Here is a 17,509-nt window from a genome sequence, read left to right on the forward strand (position 1 = left end):
GTCAGCTATAGCACCTGACCGCGGACCCATTTCACGCACGCCCGGTCAAGCGTCGCGAACGGGACGCCGTACGCATCCCGGGCCGCCTGGTCGTAGGAGTTGTCCTCGGTGAGCACGAGCCGTACGAAGGTCATCAGCTTCACGTCGCCGTACTTCTTGGCCATGCAGTCGACGGCCAGGTGGCTCAGGCCGTAGAAGGCGTCCCCGGCCCGGTCGCTCGCCTTCGGTCCGGGCCGCGCCGGAACCATCGACTTCGGAGCGGCGCCGCCGAGGGCCCAGCGCACGCTCGAGCGGCGCATGGTGCGCCCGGCGGCGGTGGGGGCCCAGCCGATGTATTCGGCGATGCCTTCGCTGAGCCACGTGTCCTCGGCCCAGTCGGTGCGGAACGCGCCGGACAGCGTGACCACGTGGCCGAGCTCGTGGCGCAGGATCACGCGGAGCCAGAGCGGGTCGCCTTCGAGCTCCTTGGCCCGCAGCGTGACGTCGATGCCGTACATGTTGAGCGGGATCGCCTTGCCGAGCACCCAGTTGTCGTCCTCGCCGCCGTACCACGTGCGCCACTGCTTCTCGCCGGCCAGATAGATGCGGTAGCGCGACTGCGGGGTGCCGGCCAGCGCGGCGAACCGGTCGTTGGCGCGCGCGGCGGCCTCGGCCGAGGGCAGCAGCTTGCTCAGCAGGTGACGCTGGGCCGGCGCGGCGAGCAGGGTGACCCGGCTGCCGCGCAGGGCGACCAGGTCGTCATACTCCCAGGGCAGCGGCCGATTCGGGTTGTCGGTCTCGTCCGGGGTCAGCTTGGTGATGACGTAGCGGCCGCCGACCGGGCGCATCGTGAGCCGCTGGTGGATGCGCGGCGGAGCCTGCCAGTCGCTGCCGGTCTTGCCGGGGCACATGTCGGTGCTGAGGCAGTACGCGATCTCGTTGCTGAACGTGACCGCGGCCGGGTTGCCCTTGACCGGTTTGCCGTAGCCCGGGTGGTAGTCGAAGCGGAACACCTCGAGCGCCCGCAACGCCCGGAACTGGGCCCGGTAGCGCGGCCGCAGCGGCACGTCGACGGCGGCCAGCCAGGCCTTCTCGTCGCCGCGCAGCAGTGCCGCCGAGTGCTCCTCGAGGGACGCCACCGCCTGGTCGTACGGGGTGGCGGGCTTGGGCTCGGGAATCGCCCGGGCGGCGATCGCAACGTCGGCGATCTCGCCGGGGCGATTGACCACGACGGCGGTCGTGAGGGCGAGGCCACCCACCACGAGGGCGGACAGGAGCAGTCGAATGATGCGGCGCATCGTGTTCCGTTTCGCAGGCAGGGCATCGAAGCAGGGAAACGCATCTAAGCAAACCCCCGGCGCCGGCCTCCATCGGCATCACGACAATGCGCGCGCCTCGCGGATCAGAACACTCCCGGGATCGGCACACTCAGCACGCGTACGGTCCATCGCCGCGACCCGTGCGTGCCGGCGCACGACCCCTGCACGGCGACGCCGCTCTCGATCGCCAGGCACTTGCCGCTGAGCGAGTTGACCACCTTGGCCGTCTCACCGAGCGAGTCGCGCAGCCCCCAGCGCCGGGCCGGCCGTGCCTCGCACGGGGCCAGAGCAGCGCGTTCACCGTCGGCGCTCGACCCGCCGGGCATGCTCAGGCATCGGTTGGTCTTGACGCTGAGAATCTCGAAGACGCCGCTCGCGCCGACCGGGCGGAAACGCCAGCGGTACGGGTCGGTGCGCGCGCACGGCAGCTCGGTGAGCCCGGACGTGAGGCACCATCTGCTGCCCGCGTTGATGATCTGGAAGTCGAGCCCGACCAGGTCGATCGGCGCGGGCGTCTCGTCCCGCTGCGGTGCGGCGGTGGCCGCCCCACCCCCCAGCATGGTCGCGGCGACGAGGGCGAAGACCAGAGCAAAACGGCGCATAACACCAATATATCCGATTTGCCGGGTTTGATGCCTAACCTGGTGCGTGGGCGACGCCGGCGATCTGCGTGTTGAAAGGAACGAACGGCGTGTGCAGACGGTACGGCTCCAGCTCGACCCGGGCGAAACCGGCCGCCCCGATCAGCCCGGCCAGATCCCGTTCGCACGAGCACCCCTCGAAGGTCCAGGCCCACGGACGACGTAACGCCCGCTGGAGCCACCGCGTCGGAGTGCCCGCCCCGGCGGCGACATGCTCGACGAAGCGGAACGTCCCGCCCGGACGCAGGACGCGCAGGACCTCGGCCAGCACCGCGGCCGGGTCGGTCACCGTGCAGAGCACGAGCGACGAGATCACGGTGTCGGCGCTGTGGCCGGGCAGGCCGGTGCGCTCGGCGACGCTGTCGCGCAGGTCGAGACGTACGCCCTGACGCTGTGCCGCGGCCCGGAGCCGCCGGTGCATGGGCGGGTTGGGTTCGACGGCGACGAGGGTCGATCCCGCGTCCAGGTAGCGCAAGTTCGCGCCCACGCCGGAACCGAGCTCGACGACCGTGCCCGGCAGGCCGGCGAAGACCCGACGCTTGCGCCGCCGCAGGTTCACCTCTATGTAAGGGCCCATCACGCTGAAGAACGCGGCGTTGAACGACCCGCGCCCCCGATGCACTTCATATGTGGTCACCGGATCAGCGTCCGCCGCCCGCGGGGCGCTGTCAGGCGGGGAACTACCTCAGTTCGGTCCACCACGCGGCGATCTGGGCGCGGGACCGGAAACCCAGACGCACGCGGATGCGCTCGACGTGGCCCTCGGCCGAGCGCTCGTCGATGCCCAGCCGCGCCGCGATCTCGCGGTTCGTGCACCCTTGGCTCACCAGGTCGGCCACCTCGCGCTGGCGGGCCGTCAAACCGTCGGTGCGGCGGCGCGCGACGGGCAGCCCCAGGAACCGGCGGACCACGCGCACCAGTTCGTCACGATCCCCCGCGTACGGCAGGTGGGAGCGCCCGGGCAGCACAGCGAGCTCGGCACCGTCGATGCCGCCGGCCAGCACGTGGGCCTGCGCGACGGGCGCGGCCCGGTCACCGGCGCGGTGGACGACCAGCGTCGGCGCCCGCACCCGTCCGAGCAGTCCGGTGACGTCGAGCTCGTAGCTCAGGGCCAGCAGCGCCCGGGCGGTGGCCGCGGTCGAGCAGGCACGCTGGTAGCGGGCGAGCTCGGCGCGGGTGGCGCGGTCGGCGTCGGGCGCGAAGATGTCGGTGAGCACGTCGGACCCGAGGCCCCAGTGCGCCTCGACGAGGGCGAGCACGTGGTCGCGTACGCCGGGCTCGGACACATCATCACCGCGCGCCCAGCCGCCATAAAGCACAAGCCGGCGTACGGTCCGCGGATGCGCGGCGGCCCACGCCACGGCCACGGGTGCGCCCATCGACGTGCCCATCAGGTCGAACGGCTCGCCGAGCTGCGCCACGACGGCACCGAGCTGCTCGAGCTCGAACTCCAGCGACGCCGGACGACCGGTGGCCGGCGAGAGGCCGCAGCCGGCGCGGTCGTAGCGCACGAGCCGGCCGCCCCGGGCCAGCGCCTCGTAAAGGGCCCGCTCGGCCGGCAGCGCCCAGCTCAGTTCGAGATGCGTGAGCCAGCCCATGACGTAGACCAGCGGCCGGCCGGCGCCGATCGACGCGTACGCCACCTCGGCGCCGCCGGACGACACGACGCGGGCCAGCCGCTGCTCCACCCGTTCAGCCTGCCTCGGCGCCGGTGTAGAAGGCGAACGTACGCTCCCCCGCGGCGCGCGCAGCCTCAGGATCGGTGCCGTCGGCGATCGACGCGGCCACCCAGGCGTCGCTCGACTGGCGGTAGAACGAGCGGCCCTCGGGGGTCTCGTGCCAGGTCACCATCGTCGCCGGGTCGGGCGCCGACGCGGGATCGGTGAGGTAGTTGGCCAGGCCGAGGAAGGCGCCGTCCCAGCCGACACCGGTCGCGCCGGGCCCGAACTGGTCCCACCACTCGTCCTTGACGTGGGCCACGTGCTCGAGTTCGAAGCGGGTGCCGTCGCCCTCGGGGGTGAGCCGCACCTCGACCCAGCTCACCTCGCCGCCGTACTCCCACGTGGCCGCGTACCCTCGGGGCTTGTCGCAGTTGGTGATCGTGCCGCCCGCCTGGCCGGTGAACTGGTAATGGCCGCCCTGCTTGAGCTCGCCCTCGACCGGCAGGAACCAGCGGGCGATGCGCTCCGGGTTGGTCACCACGTCCCACAGGTCGTCGACGTCGGTGTCGTAGACCTGGCTGATGGTCTGGACCCGCGCCTCACCGGCCTCGAGCGTGCGCCGGCCGAGGCTGCGGCGCACCTGGCTGATCTGGGTGCTGACGTCAATCACGATGGTTGCCTTCCTGCTGAAGTCGTCGCTGTCTTTTACCCCGGGCCACCTCGGTCTCCATGGCGGCCAGGCGGGGTGCCCAGAACCGCCGGAACCGGGCCAGCCAGGCGTCGGCCTCGCGCAGCGCGGTGTCGTCGACCGCGTAGAGCCGGCGGGCCCCCTCGGGTCGCACGGTGGCGAAGCCGTTGTCGCGCAACACCTTCAGATGCTGCGACACGGCGGGCTGGGAGATGCCGAACTCGGTCTGGATCACCGCGGTGACGGCCCCGGAGGTCTGCTCCCCCTCGGCGAGCAGCTCCAGGATCCGGCGTCGCACGGGGTCCCCGAGCACATCGAACGCGTGCACAGGCCGTACGTTATCAGTTAGATCTTATATAAGCCAGAGCTGAAACTGGCGATTCCGCCGATCCCTTCGCGCCCGCGCGTAGGGCATGCTGTCGATCGACAGGTGTGCGAACGAGGAGGCGCTGTGCCGGACGTGCGAGCCAACGGGGTCGATCTGCGGTACGAGACGGTGGGGAACCCGGACGACCCGGCCCTGCTGCTCATCATGGGGCTGGGCGCGCAGCTCATCGACTGGCCGGCGGAGTTCTGCTCGGCGCTGGCGGGGCGCGGCTTCCACCTCGTGATGTTCGACAACCGCGACGCCGGGTTGTCCACCGCGTTCGACTCGGACGCCTCCTATCTGCTCACCGACCTGGCCGCCGACGCGGCGGGGCTGCTCAAGGCCCTGGGGATCCCGCGCGCGCACGTCGTCGGCGCCTCGATGGGCGGGATGATCGCGCAGCAGCTCACCATCGACCACCCCGACCTGGTCGCGAGCCTCTGCTCGATCATGTCGACGACCGGCGACCGTACGGTCGGCCGCGCGACCAAGGAGGCGATGGCCGCCCTGCTGACCCCGCGCGTCGGCTCGCGCGAGGACATCATCGCCGGCGGGATGGCGATGTCGCGGTTGATCGGCTCGCCCGGCTATCCGGCCGACGAGCAGGAACTGCACCGGCGCGCCTCGGCCAAGTACGACCGCAGTTTCCGGCCGGCCGGCACGCAGCGCCAGTACGCGGCGATCCTCGCGTCCCCCGACCGCACGGCCGCACTCGGCTCGGTCACCGTGCCGACGCTCGTCATCCACGGCGAGGACGACCCGCTGATCGGTGTCAGCGGCGGGCGGGCCACCGCGGCGGCCGTCCCCGGCGCCTCGCTGCTGGTCATCCCCGGCATGGGCCACGACCTTCCCCGCGCCCTGTGGCCTCAGGTCATCGAAGCGATCGTCACAAATATCGATAGTTCCCGATAGTTTCGGGTTGCCTCCCGGCCCCACAGGGTCGACGATAGAAGTCGATCTTTACCCGCACGGGGTCCGGGAGGCGTCCGTTGTCCCTTCTCAGCAAGCTGGACCGTTCACGATCCGTGGCGCCACCCGGCTTCAGCCGCTGGCTGATCCCGCCCGCCGCCCTGTCGGTGCACCTGTGCATCGGCCAGGTCTACGCGACCAGCGTCTACAAGAACTCGTTCGTCTCGCACTTCGAGGCGAGCCAGACCTCGATCGGCATCATCTTCAGCATCGCCATCGTGATGCTGGGCCTGTCGGCCGCGGTCGGCGGCACCTGGGTCGAGAAGAACGGCCCCCGTAAGGCCATGTTCGTGTCGGCCAGCTTCTGGGCGGCCGGCTTCCTGGTCAGCGCGCTGGGCATCAGCACGAGCCAGCTCTGGCTGGTCTACCTGGGCTACGGCGTGCTCGGCGGCATCGGCCTGGGCATCGGCTACATCTCGCCGGTCTCGACGCTGATCAAATGGTTCCCCGACCGCCCCGGCCTGGCCACCGGCCTGGCCATCATGGGCTTCGGCGGCGGCGCGCTGATCGCCAGCCCCGCCTCCCGCCAGCTGCTGTCCTTCTACGACGACGGGTACGACCCCAGCGTCGCCACCTCGGTCGCGTCGGGCGGCGCCCTCGTAGGGCTGTTCCTCACCCTCGGCGTCGCCTATTTCATCATCATGATGTTCGGCGTGGCCAACATGCGCGTCCCCGCCGACGACTGGAAGCCGGCCGGCTGGGACCCCGCCACCGTCAAGTCGAAGCCGCTGGTCACCACCGCGAACGTGTCGGCCGCCAACGCGATCCGCACCCGCTCGTTCTGGCTCCTGTGGATCGTCCTGTTCTGCAACGTGACCGCCGGCATCGGCATCCTCGAACAGGCCAGCCCGATGATCCAGGACTTCTTCCGCTCCGACGGCGTCTCCACCGTGAGCGTCGCCGCCGCCGGCGGATTCGTCGGCGTGCTCTCACTGTTCAACATGGCCGGCCGCTTCGCCTGGAGCTCCACCTCGGACGTCATCGGCCGCAAGCCCATCTACATGGTCTACCTGGGCGTGGGCGTCATCCTCTACTTCCTGCTGGCCACGGTCGGCGACGCCGCGACCCCGCTGTTCGTCATCCTGGCCGGCGTGATCCTGTCCTTCTACGGCGGCGGCTTCGCCACGGTCCCCGCCTACCTGCGCGACCTGTTCGGAACGTTCCAGGTCGGCGCCATCCACGGCCGCCTGCTGACCGCCTGGTCGGCCGCCGGCGTGGCCGGTCCCCTCATCATCAACGGCTTCCTGGACGCCCAGGGCAAACCCGGCACCCTGACCTCGTCGGCCTACCAGCCGGCCCTGTTCACCATGGTCGGCGTCCTGGCCGTCGGCTTCGTCGCCAACCTGCTGATCCGCCCGGTCCCCGACCTCTACCACGAGCCGGCGCAGCCCCTGGCCAAGGAGGCCGCAGCATGAGCACCCGCCTGATCGTCTCCTGGCTCCTGGTAGCCGTCCTGCTCGGCTACGGCATCGTCCAAACGCTGATCACCGCGGTCAAACTGTTCGAATGACCGTCGCCAACCGGCCCGGGCCACCGGTCTGCTCGCGGATCTCGCGGATGGCCCGCGCGAGCAGCGTGATCCCCTCGGCGATGGCCGCCTCGCCGAGGATGGCGTAGCCGAAGATCAGGCCGCCCGGCCCGGCGCCGGAGATGCGGTATTCGCCGACGGCGTGGATGCCCAGGCCGTGCCGGGCGGCGGCCGGCACCACCGCCGCCTCGTCGAGGTCCGGCGGGAGCCAGGCGACCACGTGCTGCCCGGCGGCGATCCCGGCCGGTCGCAGTTCGGGCAGGTGGGTGCGCAGGGCACCCAGCAGCGCGTCGCGACGGCGGCGGTAGACCGGGCGCATCCGGCGCAGGTGGCGGTCGAACTCGCCGCGGACCAGGAAGTCGGCGAAGGTCAGCTGGTCGAGGACCGGCGAGCCCCGGTCGGCCAGCACCTTCGCGGCGGCGACGTCGGCGACCAGGTGGGGCGGCACGATCAGCCAGCCGAGACGCAACCCCGGCGCCAGGGTCTTGCTGGCCGTGCCGCAGTAGACGACGTGGTCGGGTGCGAGGCCCTGCATGGCGCCCACCGGCGACCGGTCGTACCGGTACTCGGCGTCGTAGTCGTCCTCGATCACGATCGCCTCGCGGCGCTTCGCCCAGCGGATCACCTCGGCCCTCGCCGCGGCCGACAGCACCCCACCGGTGGGCCACTGGTGCGACGGCGTGAGCACGACCGCGTCAGCGTCGGCCGTTTCGAGCGCGTCGACCCGTACCCCGTCCGGACCGACCGGGACGCCGACCACCTCGAGGCCGGCCGCGCGGGCCACCACGAGGGCGTCGTCGTTGGACGACGGGTCCTCCAACGCGATCCGCCGTGCCCCTCGCCGGACGAGCACCTGGATCAGCAGCGCGATGCCCTGCCCGTACCCGTTGCAGATCACCACGTTGCCGGGGTCGGCGGACGTGCCGCGCACCCGGTTGAGGTAATCGGACAGGGCCTGGTGCAGCTCGGGCACGCCACGCCCGTCGAGATAGGCGAACCGGTCGTTGGGCGCGGTGGTGAGCACCGTGCGAACGGAGCGCAGCCAGGCCGCCCGCGGGAATTGCGATACGTCGGTCCGCCCGTACCCGAAATCGATTTTGGGCGCCGGTTCCGGGGTTTCCGTCGTGCGGGCGGAGGCTTGCGGCATCGACGCGGCGACCTGGGTGTAACCGCCCGACCGGCTGGCCAGATAACCCTCGGCGACGAGCTGCTGGTACGCCTCCACCACCACCCCGCGGGAGACCCCAAGGCCGGCCGCGAGGGTGCGGGTGGGTGGCAGCGACGCTCCCGCGCCCAGCCGGCCGGCCCGGATGCCGCCCCGGATGGACGCCGCGATCTGCCGGTGCAGCGGCACGCGGGCTTCGCGGTCCAGCTCGATGAGCAGATCCTCGGCCGGCCCCGAATTGGTCCTGATTCGGCCCATGGAATCGGACCTTAACCGGTGTACCGATTCCTGTCAGGCTCGACAGCATGACAACCCTGCTGGACGGCCGGCTCCTCAAGCCCGGCGACGCCGGTTACGACACTGCCCGTACGGTCTGGAACGCCATGATCGACCGGCGTCCGCGCATCATCGTCCGCGCGGCGAGCGTGGCCGACGTGGTCGCGGCCGTACGGATGGCTCGCGAGCAGGGGCTCGAGATCGGCGTCCGGTGCGGTGGGCACAACGCCGTCGGATTCGCCGTGCCCGACGGCGGCCTCATGATCGACCTGACGCCGATGGGCGGCGTCCGGATCGACCCGGCCCGTCGCCGTGCCCGGGTGCAGGGCGGCGCGTTGCTCGGTGCGCTCGATCAGGCGTCCCAGGCGTACGGCCTGGCCACCACCGCCGGCAACGTCTCGCACACCGGTGTCGGCGGGCTCACGCTCGGCGGCGGCATGGGGTGGCTGGCCCGCCGACATGGCCTGGCCTGCGACAACGTCCTCTCGTACACGATGGTTACCGCCGACGGGGCCGTGGTGACCGCGAGCCGCACCGACAATCCCGACCTGTTCTGGGGCCTGCGCGGCGGCGGCGGCAATTTCGGCATAGTCACCGAGTTCGAGTTCGAGTTGCATCAGACCGGCACCCGTACGCTCGTCGCCGAGTTCGACTTCCGCGCCGAGGACGCCGTCCCGGCCGTCGAGGCCTGGCGCGACCTGAACGCCGTCGCACCCCGGCCGGCGACGTTCACCGCCGACGTCGACAGCACTCCGGCCGGACCGATCGTCACGCTCGGGTTCGTGTGGGTCGGCGACCCGGCCGAGGGCCGTCGGCTGCTGCCCGCGATGCGCGCGCTCGGGCGGCCGGTCGCGTCGCGGGTCACCACACCGTCGTACCTCGAACTTCAGCAACGCCTGGACTCCATCGGCGGCCACACCTATCGCCGCTACTCCAAGGCGCACTACCTGCGGCAGTTCCCCACCGCGGCGATCGAGGCGTTCCTGTTGCGCGGCGCCACCGACCTGAGCGGAGACCGGCACCGGCCGAGCGTGGGCCTGCAGGCGCACGGCGGCGCGATCGCCGAGGTGCCGGAAGCCGACGCCGCGTTCACCCATCGCGACACGATGTTCGAGTTCGGCGCCGGTTGCCGCTGGAGCGACCCGGCCGAGGACGACACCCGGATGGGAGCGGCCCGGGCCGCCGGGGCGTCGCTCGCACCGTACGCGAACGGGGTGTACGTCAATTCGCTGACCGCCGACGAACTGGCCGACGGGCGAGCAGGCGTACAGCGGGCATACTCGGCCGCGAAGCTCGCCCGGCTGACCGCGCTGAAGACCGCGTACGACCCGGGCAACGTGTTCCACCTGAACCAGAACATCCGCCCGGCAGCGGCCGACCGTGTCATCTGACCTGACATTCACGCCCGCTTTCGATTGACCGGCGTCGTTGTGAACGGAGTAGCCTGGCGCGGTGACGTCGACCAGCCGCCGCACTCTGCTCCGGGCCGGATTGGTCGCCGGCGGCGCCGGATTTCTGGCCGCCTGCGACCCCAGCCGCCCCGACCCGGCCATACACCACGGCAGCGCCTCGCCCGGCGGCCCGGCCATATCGGACGGATTCGTGGCACCGGACGGCGCCGAGGTGCGCGCCGCCGAGGCCGCCCGCAAACCGGGCCGGGCGCGAAGCTTCCGGATGACCGCCACCGCCGGGCCGATCGACCTCGGTGGTCGCACCGTGAACACCTGGAGCTTCGACGGCCGGATCCCGGGTCCGCCGATCCGGGTCAGCGCCGGCGAGGTCGTCCGCGCGACCCTGACGAACCGGCTACCGGCCGAGACGACCCTCCACTGGCACGGCCTCGCGCTGCGCAACAACGCCGACGGAGTGCCGCATCTGACGCAGCCGCCGGTGGCGCCCGGCGCCGAGTTCACGTACGAGTTCACCGCCGCGCATCCGGGCACCTACTGGTTTCACCCGCACGCCGGCGTCCAGCTCGACCGCGGCCTCTACGCGGTGATGATCGTGGACGATCCTCGAGAGACCCTTCAGTACGACGACGAATGGACGGTGGTGCTCGACGACTGGCTCGACGGCGTCGCCGGCACGCCGGACGCCATGCTGGCCAAGCTGCAGGACGGGCCGGGCCACGGCGAGCAGGGCGGAGAGGGCGACAGCGAGGTCCTCGGCGGCCCCGGCGGCGACGTCGTCTACCCGCACTACCTGCTGAACGGACGGCTCCCGGCCAACCCAGAGACCTTCCGCGCCCGGCCGGGCAGCCGGTTACGACTGCGGCTGGTCAACGCGGGCGGCGACACCGCGTTCCGGGTGGCGCTGGGTGGGCACCAGTTGACCGTCACCCACACCGACGGGTTCCCGGTCAAGCCGGTCAAGACCGACGCGGTGGTGCTGGGCATGGGCGAGCGGTACGACGTACTCGTCGATCTGAAGGACGGAGTGTTCCCGCTGGTGGCACTCGCCGAGGGCAAGAAGGGGGCGGCGTTCGGGCTGGTCCGCACCGGCACCGGCACCGCCCCGAAACCGAAGGTACGCCCGGCCGCGCTGAACGGTCGCATCGTCGGCTACGACGAACTGGTGCCCGCCGAGGCGGTCCGGCTCGACGACCGGGAACCCGATCAGGTCATCCAGATGGAGCTGACCGGTGGCACGACCAGCTACAGCTGGGGTTTCAACGGCCGCCCGCTCACCCACGACAAGCTGGCCGAACATCTGGTTCCGATCCAGGCCGGGCAACGGATCCAGCTCGATCTGATCAACTCCGCCCACATGTGGCATCCCGTACATCTGCATGGCCACACGTTCGCGGTCGGCTCGTCATCGGGCCCCCGCAAGGACACCGTCAACGTCCGCGTCGAAGACTCGGTGTCGATCGTGTTCGACGCGGACAACCCGGGCCTGTGGGTGCTGCACTGCCACAACATCTACCACGCCGAGTCCGGCATGATGGCGGCTCTCGGCTACCGGCGTTGAGGCTCGATCTTGTAGATCCCGTCACGCAACGTAAGAATCCACAGCTCGCCGTCGGGGTCCTCACCGAGCGAGGTGAGCAGGCTGGGCAGCTTCAGACCCAGTTCGACCACGGCCTTCGTGCCGCCCTTCCCCATCGCCCACACCGGCCGGTAGAAGTTCATGAAGACGTACGCGCCGGCGAGGTCCGGGATCGCCTTGCCCCGGTAGACGTAGCCGCCGATCACCGCGGCTCCGCCCTTGTGCTTGTATTGGTGGACGGGCATCACGGCGTCGTCCGGCACCTTGAACTTCCGGCTGAAGTTGATCTCTTTCGTGCCTTCCCAGCGCGGCCATCCCAGGTTGGCGCCGGCCTGTCCACGCTTGAGCCGATAGACCGTCTCGTACGTGTCCTGGCCGACGCTGCCGATCCAGATGTCGCCGGTGGGATGGTCGATGGAGAACCGGAACGGGTTGCGCAGCCCGACGGCCCAGATCTCGTCGCGCACCTTGTCGTCACCGACGAACGGGTTGTCCTTCGGCACCGTGTAACCCGTGCCGGAGCGGTTCGGGGTGATCCGCAGCATCTTGCCGAGCAGCTTGGCCGGGTCCTGCGCGTCGGCGCCACGACTCGCGCCGCCGTCGCCCAGCGAGATCCACAGGTTGTTGTCGGCGTCGAAGGCCAACTGCCCGATGTTGTGCCCCAGCCCCGGCTGCCTGGCCTTGAGGATCTCCCGCGCCGAACCCCGATCGGGCACACCGTCGGCCCCGACCGCGAACGACACGACCCGGGTGAAGTTGGCGTTGTCGCGGTAGCCCAGGACCAACCGGCCGTCGACCGGGTCGAAGGTCATGCCCATCAGGCCACGCTCGGAGTCCTGCAGCCAGTCGACCACCTCGGCCGTCCAGTCCAGCACCGACACGGCTTTCCGGCCGTCCAGCCGGTACACGCGGCCTTCCTGATCGGCCACGTACGGCTTCCGGTCCCCCGGCCGCCAGGCGATCGACGTGAGCAACTCGGGCCCGTCGGCGACCTTGGTGGCGGTGAGCTTCAACTTGGCCAGCCGGGCGGCCGGCGGCGGCGCGACAGCGCTGGGGGTGGGTTTCACGGAAGGTACGGGACTCGCGGCCGCCCCGCTCGCCGAAGGCGCCGCACTCGCGGCCGGACTCACCTGCGCGGTGTCGTCACCGCCGCTGCACGCCGCCAACAGCAACGGTAGGACGACCACGGCGCTGACCCAGCGGTTGCGCATCATCCCGGCGTTCTACCACAACATCGACGATCGCCGCTGTCCCGTACCGGTCTGATCTCGACGGAGAGCTTCGGGTGGGATGCGGCCGGCCGTCGTGGCGCCGACGCGACCACCGATGACGGCCGCCTAGCCAGGACGCGACCCCGTCGGTCATGTACGGCGGAAGGCTCGGGCCAGATCCAGAGCGAGCCGCGCCGCCTTGCGGGCCGCAGCCGCCTGTTTCGCCGTTTTATCCACTCCCATTTCCTCGTCCCCGAGGTCACTCACACACTTGATGATGCTGCCGCCAACGAACTGGTCGGCCTTGAACGTCTCCCATACGGCATGCATCAGACCATGACCCTCGGTCTCGATTCCGTACAGATCCGTCGACATCTGCAGGAGCCGGGCGCGCAGATCCGCGTCCTTCCACGCGATAACCTTTTCGCCACTTGCGTAGTCTTTGACATGCAGTTTGCTCGAATCCATCGCGTCGTCGAGATCACCGCGACCGTGCAGATAGCTGGCGAGTCGCAAGAGTTGCTCATCCGTGCGGTAGAACTGTGGACGGTCGCCACCGCGGTCGGCCTGCAGTCGCTCCGGGTCATAGTTGAAAACGTTCCTCGCCACGATCACGTCGTAGAGGGAAACGCCGTGTTCGGGGAAGCCGCCACATACTCCGACGAGTATGATCAGCTGGGGTTGAAACTCCGCGATGATGTCATGGGTGACCGCCGACGCGGATTGCCCGCCCTTGTCAGTTGCTTGCGTGATGACAACGTTCGTCGCGGTGTCGGGCCCGGTCGGAAGTGTCACCATGTCGAAGTAACGACCGCGGCGTTGAATCGGCTGCGGGACGAGCTGTAGGTCGCCAAGCACTTCACGAACGGCCCGCGTTTCGACTGGAATGGCCGTCAGGAGAGCGACTTCGCACCGCTGCGGCAAGACGTCAGTCAATTCGAACCTCGACTTTCGTTGGTCTCGAAACTCGGACAGCATGCGTTCGGGCGCCTGAGCCAATAGACGAAGGTCGGCCCGGGACTGCTTACGCTGGTCCAAGACAACGGCGTTACGCTCAACTGCGTTCAAGAACCAGGTGTTCGTGCCGGCCCGCGACTGCGCCAGTTCTTTGATCCGGATCAGCACACGCTCAGCCGTCTCCAACGGGAGATTCACGATCGGTGCCAGCGCCGCGTTGACCACGGAGGACCAGGTTTCGGAGCTCGTGATCAACGCGACGACCGAGGGCAACAGCGACAACGCGACTTCTTCGTCATACTGGGCCATTCGGATGACTGCTGCTGCCGCTGCCCCGCAAACTCCATCGTCGGTGTCGCGTGAGCGTCCGTCGGCGCGGGCGGACGTGGGAGCGATGGTAAAGCGGACGATGTCCGGGTCGAGCGCCCTCGCCCGGGAAAGTCCTTCGATCGCGGCAGTCCGATTGATCGGATCAGAGTCAGATCGGGCCACATCCCGCAGCCAGAGGTTGGCCTCCGCGGTCACCGAACGGCGGCTGATCAGGTTCACAATCGTGCCACGAAGCCTCTTCGCGGCCTCACGGTGAGCCGCCGACGCGGTGTACCTCAGGTTGTCGGCCAAGCCGATCAGCCACGAGTCGATGGGTACTTCGAGCCCGCCGAGAGCAAGCACGGCCGACGCTCGCACCCAGTAGTCCTCGGTTTCACTGGTGATGGACCTCTGCAGGTCCGGCAGGACCTCGGGCCGGCCGATCCGGCCGAGTGCGGAGGCCGCCGACCCCCGCACCGAGTTCTCGGCGTCCTCGCGCAGAGCAGCGGTGAGAGCAGGAACCGCGACCGCGCTACCGATGCTGCCAAGCGCCGTCGCCGCCGACCCCCGCACCGAGTACTCGGCGTCCTCGCGCAGGGCGACGGTAAGAGCGGGAACCGCGTCGGCGCTGCCGATCCGGCCGAGCGCCGTCGCCGCCGACCCGCGCACATTGCTGCCCCCGTCGTCGCGCAGAACGGCGGTAAGAGCAGAAACCGCATCCGGGCTCCCGATCCGGCCGAGCGCCGTCGCCGCCGCCCCCCGCACCGAGTTGTCAGCATCCTCGCGCAGAGCGGCAGTGAGAGCAGGAACCGCGTCCGCGCTACCTATGCTGCCAAGCGCCGTCGCCGCCGACCCCCGCACCGAGTTGTCGGCGTCCTCGCGCAGAGCAGCGGTGAGAGCAGGAACCGCGTCCGCGCTACCGATGCTGCCAAGCGCCGTCGCCGCCGACCCCCGCACCGAATCGTCGGCATCCTCGCCCAGCACGACGGTAAGAGCGGGAACCGCGTCCGCACTGCCGATCCGGCCGAGCGCCGTCGCCGCCGACCCGCGCACATTGCTGCCCCCGTCGTCGCGCAGAACGGCGGTAAGAGCAGAAACCGCATCCGGGCTCCCGATCCGGCCGAGCGCCGTCGCCGCCGCCCCCCGCACCGAGTTGTCAGCATCCCCGCCCAAAGCGGCAGTAAGCGCAGGAACCGCCTCCGCGCTACCGATGCTGCCAAGCGCCGTCGCCGCCGACCCCCGCACATTGCTGCCCCCATCGTCGCGCAGAACGGCGGTAAGAGCAGAAACCGCATCCGGGCTCCCGATCCGGCCGAGCGCCGTCGCCGCCGCCCCCCGCACCGAGTTGTCAGCATCCCCGCCCAAAGCGGCAGTAAGCGCAGGAACCGCCTCCGCGCTACCGATGCTGCCAAGCGCCGTCGCCGCCGACCCCCGCACATTGCTGCCCCCATCGTCGCGCAGAACGGCGGTAAGAGCAGAAACCGCATCCGGGCTCCCGATCCGGCCGAGCGCCGTCGCCGCCGCCCCCCGCACCGAGTTGTCAGCATCCCCGCCCAAAGCGGCAGTAAGCGCAGGAACCGCCTCCGCGCTGCCGATCCGGCCGAGCGCGGTCGCCGCCGACCCCCGCACATTGCTGCCCCCATCGTCGCGCAGAACGGCGGTGAGGGTGAGGACAGCGTCCGAGCTGCCGATCCGGCCGAGCGCGGTGGCCGCCGAGCCCCGCACCCGGTCGTCCGGGTCCTCGCGCAAAGCGGCCGTGACAGCGAGCACGGCGGCCTGTGGCGCGTTGGCCGCCAGCCACGACGCGGCGTTCATGCGGACCTTGGCGGCGCCCGCCGATCTCAAGCTCATGATCCGCTGCTCGACGAGGGCGGCATCAACGTTCTGCACGGTAAGAACCTTGTTGGCGTCGACTTCGCGACGCCCGCGTCGCCTGCGCAGTTGTTGGAAAGAGTCCGGATTCAGCGTCCTGTCCTGAAAAGCCAGCAGAACCTCGTCCGCGAGTTCGGGCGAGGCTCGTCTGAGCCGGCGAAGAAGCCCCCTCTGCACGCCCTCCCGAACCAGCCAGAAAGGTATTCGCTGGAGGGCCGTGACCAAACCGTTCCGGGCATTCCGGCCGCTGAGGAAGCCCATACCCAGGTGCTGCCACATTTGTGCCTGGGTTTCGGAGGACAGCAGCCCGCGGTTGGCGACGAGTACATCAACAAGCAGGTCGTAGCGGGGAGCGGCCTTTCCGAGGCCGAGTAAGGTGCGTACGGTGGAGTCGGGATCGTGCTGCAAGCCCACCCAGTCGGCCATGCATTGATCCAGAAATCCGGGGTCCCACGCGATCGACGGCAGGCTGCCGCGCTGCCAGCCGATTGCCAGACCGAAGTCCACGAGTGCCGGGTGCGACAACGCGTAGGAATCGTCGCCGCCGTCCGGGACACCGGAGCGGTGAACCATTTGCGTGTCATTGAAGAGTTGAGTCGCGCTACTCGCCAAGTCGCCGTCCGGCCAGACTCGCCGCAGAAGTGCGGTGAGGTCGGTCGCGGTGAAGTTCATGTCGCCCTGACTCGAGAGGAATGCCACCAACGCCGCACCGCACAGCGTTGCATCCATAGTCAGCCCGGACAGCTCGAGTTGCTTGTCCGCCGCGCTGTAGCGTCCCTCATCCTTCGGGCGGGCGACCGTGGCGTGCAACAGGGCAGCGCGTGATCGTGGCGCCGGACGGCCGGCGTCGCGATGCCCATCGAGCAACCAGTCGGCCAGTAACGAGAGAAGAAACGGATTGGACGCGGCTCCGCTCATGCCCGTGGCGTGCAACTCCACCATAGCGTCACCGGACGCGGCACCTCGCATGTCCAGATAATGCTGGACCTCACCTTCGGTCAACGGCAGCAGAGACAGACGGTCGACATTCCGTAGGTATGAATAGCCGAGCCCTTCCAACCAGGAACGCGACGTTGCGACAACGGGGTACTTGTGGCCGCCCTCTATGAGCGATCGCACGAAGTCCCATTTCGTCGTTCCTGAGAACTCGCGTTCGATCTCATTGACCGCGTCCACCAGAAAAACTATCTGCCCGTGCTTGGTTCTCGACTTCCACAGCGGCTGGTCCACCTCGGCCGGGCGGCACCTCTTGGCGAACTCGCGCGCATCGATCTCTTGGATGCTGTGGAACCGCAGCGATCTGTTGTCGACGAGAACGCAGGGTGCGCCGCGGTCGAGAAGCGACAGCGCGAGCTCTTTGATCAGCGTGCTTTTCCCGCTTCCCGCAGCCCCCTCCACGAACCACGTGTGGCGCTGGAAGCCGGCCAGCCGGTCAACCAGTTGGCCGTACCCCATGCGACCCATCGACTCGTCGGCCGCGACGCTGTACAACATGGTCGGCGGAAGGAAGTAACGAACACGAGACTGTGCCAACCGGTCCCGCATCGGCGCTAGTTGTGAAGCGGGCATGCCACCCCAA

Annotated in this window: 15 protein-coding genes; 6 read left to right on the plus strand and 9 right to left on the minus strand. The window is 69.7% G+C overall.

Annotation, left to right across the window (positions count from 1 at the left end; all coding sequences use genetic code 11):
* Nucleotides 1-5: 5 nt before the first annotated feature.
* From EER30_RS43645 to EER30_RS43670, 6 genes are all read right to left on the minus strand, one after another.
* Complete coding sequence (locus tag EER30_RS43645; RefSeq protein WP_127508247.1) at nt 6-1,277, minus strand: hypothetical protein; 1,272 nt, start codon at nt 1,275-1,277, stop codon at nt 6-8.
* A 104-nt stretch (nt 1,278-1,381) separates the two neighbouring features.
* Nucleotides 1,382-1,900, minus strand: a complete 519-nt coding sequence (locus tag EER30_RS43650; protein WP_127508249.1) for an RICIN domain-containing protein — start codon at nt 1,898-1,900, stop codon at nt 1,382-1,384.
* Between the two features lie 34 nt (nt 1,901-1,934).
* A complete protein-coding gene (locus tag EER30_RS43655) occupies nt 1,935-2,576 on the minus strand; it encodes a class I SAM-dependent methyltransferase (protein ID WP_205650676.1) in 642 nt (213 codons plus the stop codon).
* Between the two features lie 43 nt (nt 2,577-2,619).
* Nucleotides 2,620-3,627 (minus strand): alpha/beta fold hydrolase, encoded by a 1,008-nt coding sequence (locus EER30_RS43660; RefSeq protein WP_240670693.1) that lies wholly within the window; start codon nt 3,625-3,627, stop codon nt 2,620-2,622.
* Nucleotides 3,628-3,631: 4 nt separating this feature from the next.
* Nucleotides 3,632-4,270: an SRPBCC family protein gene (locus EER30_RS43665; RefSeq protein ID WP_127508251.1), complete on the minus strand. Its 639-nt coding sequence runs from the start codon at nt 4,268-4,270 to the stop codon at nt 3,632-3,634.
* Nucleotides 4,263-4,616 (minus strand): ArsR/SmtB family transcription factor, encoded by a 354-nt coding sequence (locus EER30_RS43670; RefSeq protein ID WP_127508253.1) that lies wholly within the window; start codon nt 4,614-4,616, stop codon nt 4,263-4,265. Before EER30_RS43670 ends, EER30_RS43665 begins: the two co-directional genes overlap by 8 nt.
* 123 nt (nt 4,617-4,739) lie before the next feature.
* Between EER30_RS43670 and EER30_RS43675 the strand changes: the two genes are divergently transcribed.
* From EER30_RS43675 to EER30_RS50145, 3 genes are all read left to right on the plus strand, one after another.
* Nucleotides 4,740-5,567: an alpha/beta fold hydrolase gene (locus EER30_RS43675; RefSeq protein ID WP_127508255.1), complete on the plus strand. Its 828-nt coding sequence runs from the start codon at nt 4,740-4,742 to the stop codon at nt 5,565-5,567.
* A 77-nt stretch (nt 5,568-5,644) separates the two neighbouring features.
* Nucleotides 5,645-7,039: an OFA family MFS transporter gene (locus EER30_RS43680; protein WP_127508257.1), complete on the plus strand. Its 1,395-nt coding sequence runs from the start codon at nt 5,645-5,647 to the stop codon at nt 7,037-7,039.
* Complete coding sequence (locus tag EER30_RS50145; protein ID WP_432417602.1) at nt 7,036-7,134, plus strand: MFS transporter small subunit; 99 nt, start codon at nt 7,036-7,038, stop codon at nt 7,132-7,134. Before EER30_RS43680 ends, EER30_RS50145 begins: the two co-directional genes overlap by 4 nt.
* On the opposite strand, the gene pdxR is transcribed toward EER30_RS50145, so the two are convergent.
* Complete coding sequence (gene pdxR / locus EER30_RS43685) at nt 7,118-8,575, minus strand: MocR-like pyridoxine biosynthesis transcription factor PdxR (protein ID WP_127508259.1); 1,458 nt, start codon at nt 8,573-8,575, stop codon at nt 7,118-7,120. The two genes, EER30_RS50145 and pdxR, sit on opposite strands and share 17 nt — an antisense overlap.
* Nucleotides 8,576-8,622: 47 nt before the next feature.
* Between pdxR and EER30_RS43690 the strand changes: the two genes are divergently transcribed.
* Nucleotides 8,623-9,984, plus strand: coding sequence for an FAD-binding oxidoreductase (locus tag EER30_RS43690; protein WP_127508261.1), 1,362 nt, complete (start codon nt 8,623-8,625; stop codon nt 9,982-9,984).
* Nucleotides 9,985-10,045: 61 nt separating this feature from the next.
* A complete protein-coding gene (locus EER30_RS43695; protein WP_127508262.1) occupies nt 10,046-11,563 on the plus strand; it encodes a multicopper oxidase family protein in 1,518 nt (505 codons plus the stop codon).
* On the opposite strand, the gene EER30_RS43700 is transcribed toward EER30_RS43695, so the two are convergent.
* Nucleotides 11,551-12,648: a PQQ-dependent sugar dehydrogenase gene (locus EER30_RS43700; protein ID WP_164842731.1), complete on the minus strand. Its 1,098-nt coding sequence runs from the start codon at nt 12,646-12,648 to the stop codon at nt 11,551-11,553. The two genes, EER30_RS43695 and EER30_RS43700, sit on opposite strands and share 13 nt — an antisense overlap.
* Between EER30_RS43700 and EER30_RS47745 the strand changes: the two genes are divergently transcribed.
* Nucleotides 12,638-12,847 carry a hypothetical protein gene (locus EER30_RS47745; protein WP_164842732.1) on the plus strand — a complete coding sequence of 70 codons (210 nt, stop codon included), beginning with the start codon at nt 12,638-12,640 and terminating at the stop codon, nt 12,845-12,847. The two genes, EER30_RS43700 and EER30_RS47745, sit on opposite strands and share 11 nt — an antisense overlap.
* Nucleotides 12,848-12,942: 95 nt before the next feature.
* Here the strand turns inward: EER30_RS47745 and EER30_RS43705 are convergent, their stop codons facing one another.
* Complete coding sequence (locus EER30_RS43705; RefSeq protein WP_164842733.1) at nt 12,943-17,424, minus strand: HEAT repeat domain-containing protein; 4,482 nt, start codon at nt 17,422-17,424, stop codon at nt 12,943-12,945.
* Nucleotides 17,425-17,509 lie beyond the last annotated feature (85 nt).

Origin of the sequence: Actinoplanes solisilvae (assembly GCF_003999975.1) — a bacterium.
Classification (GTDB): Bacteria; Actinomycetota; Actinomycetes; order Mycobacteriales; family Micromonosporaceae; genus Actinoplanes; species Actinoplanes solisilvae.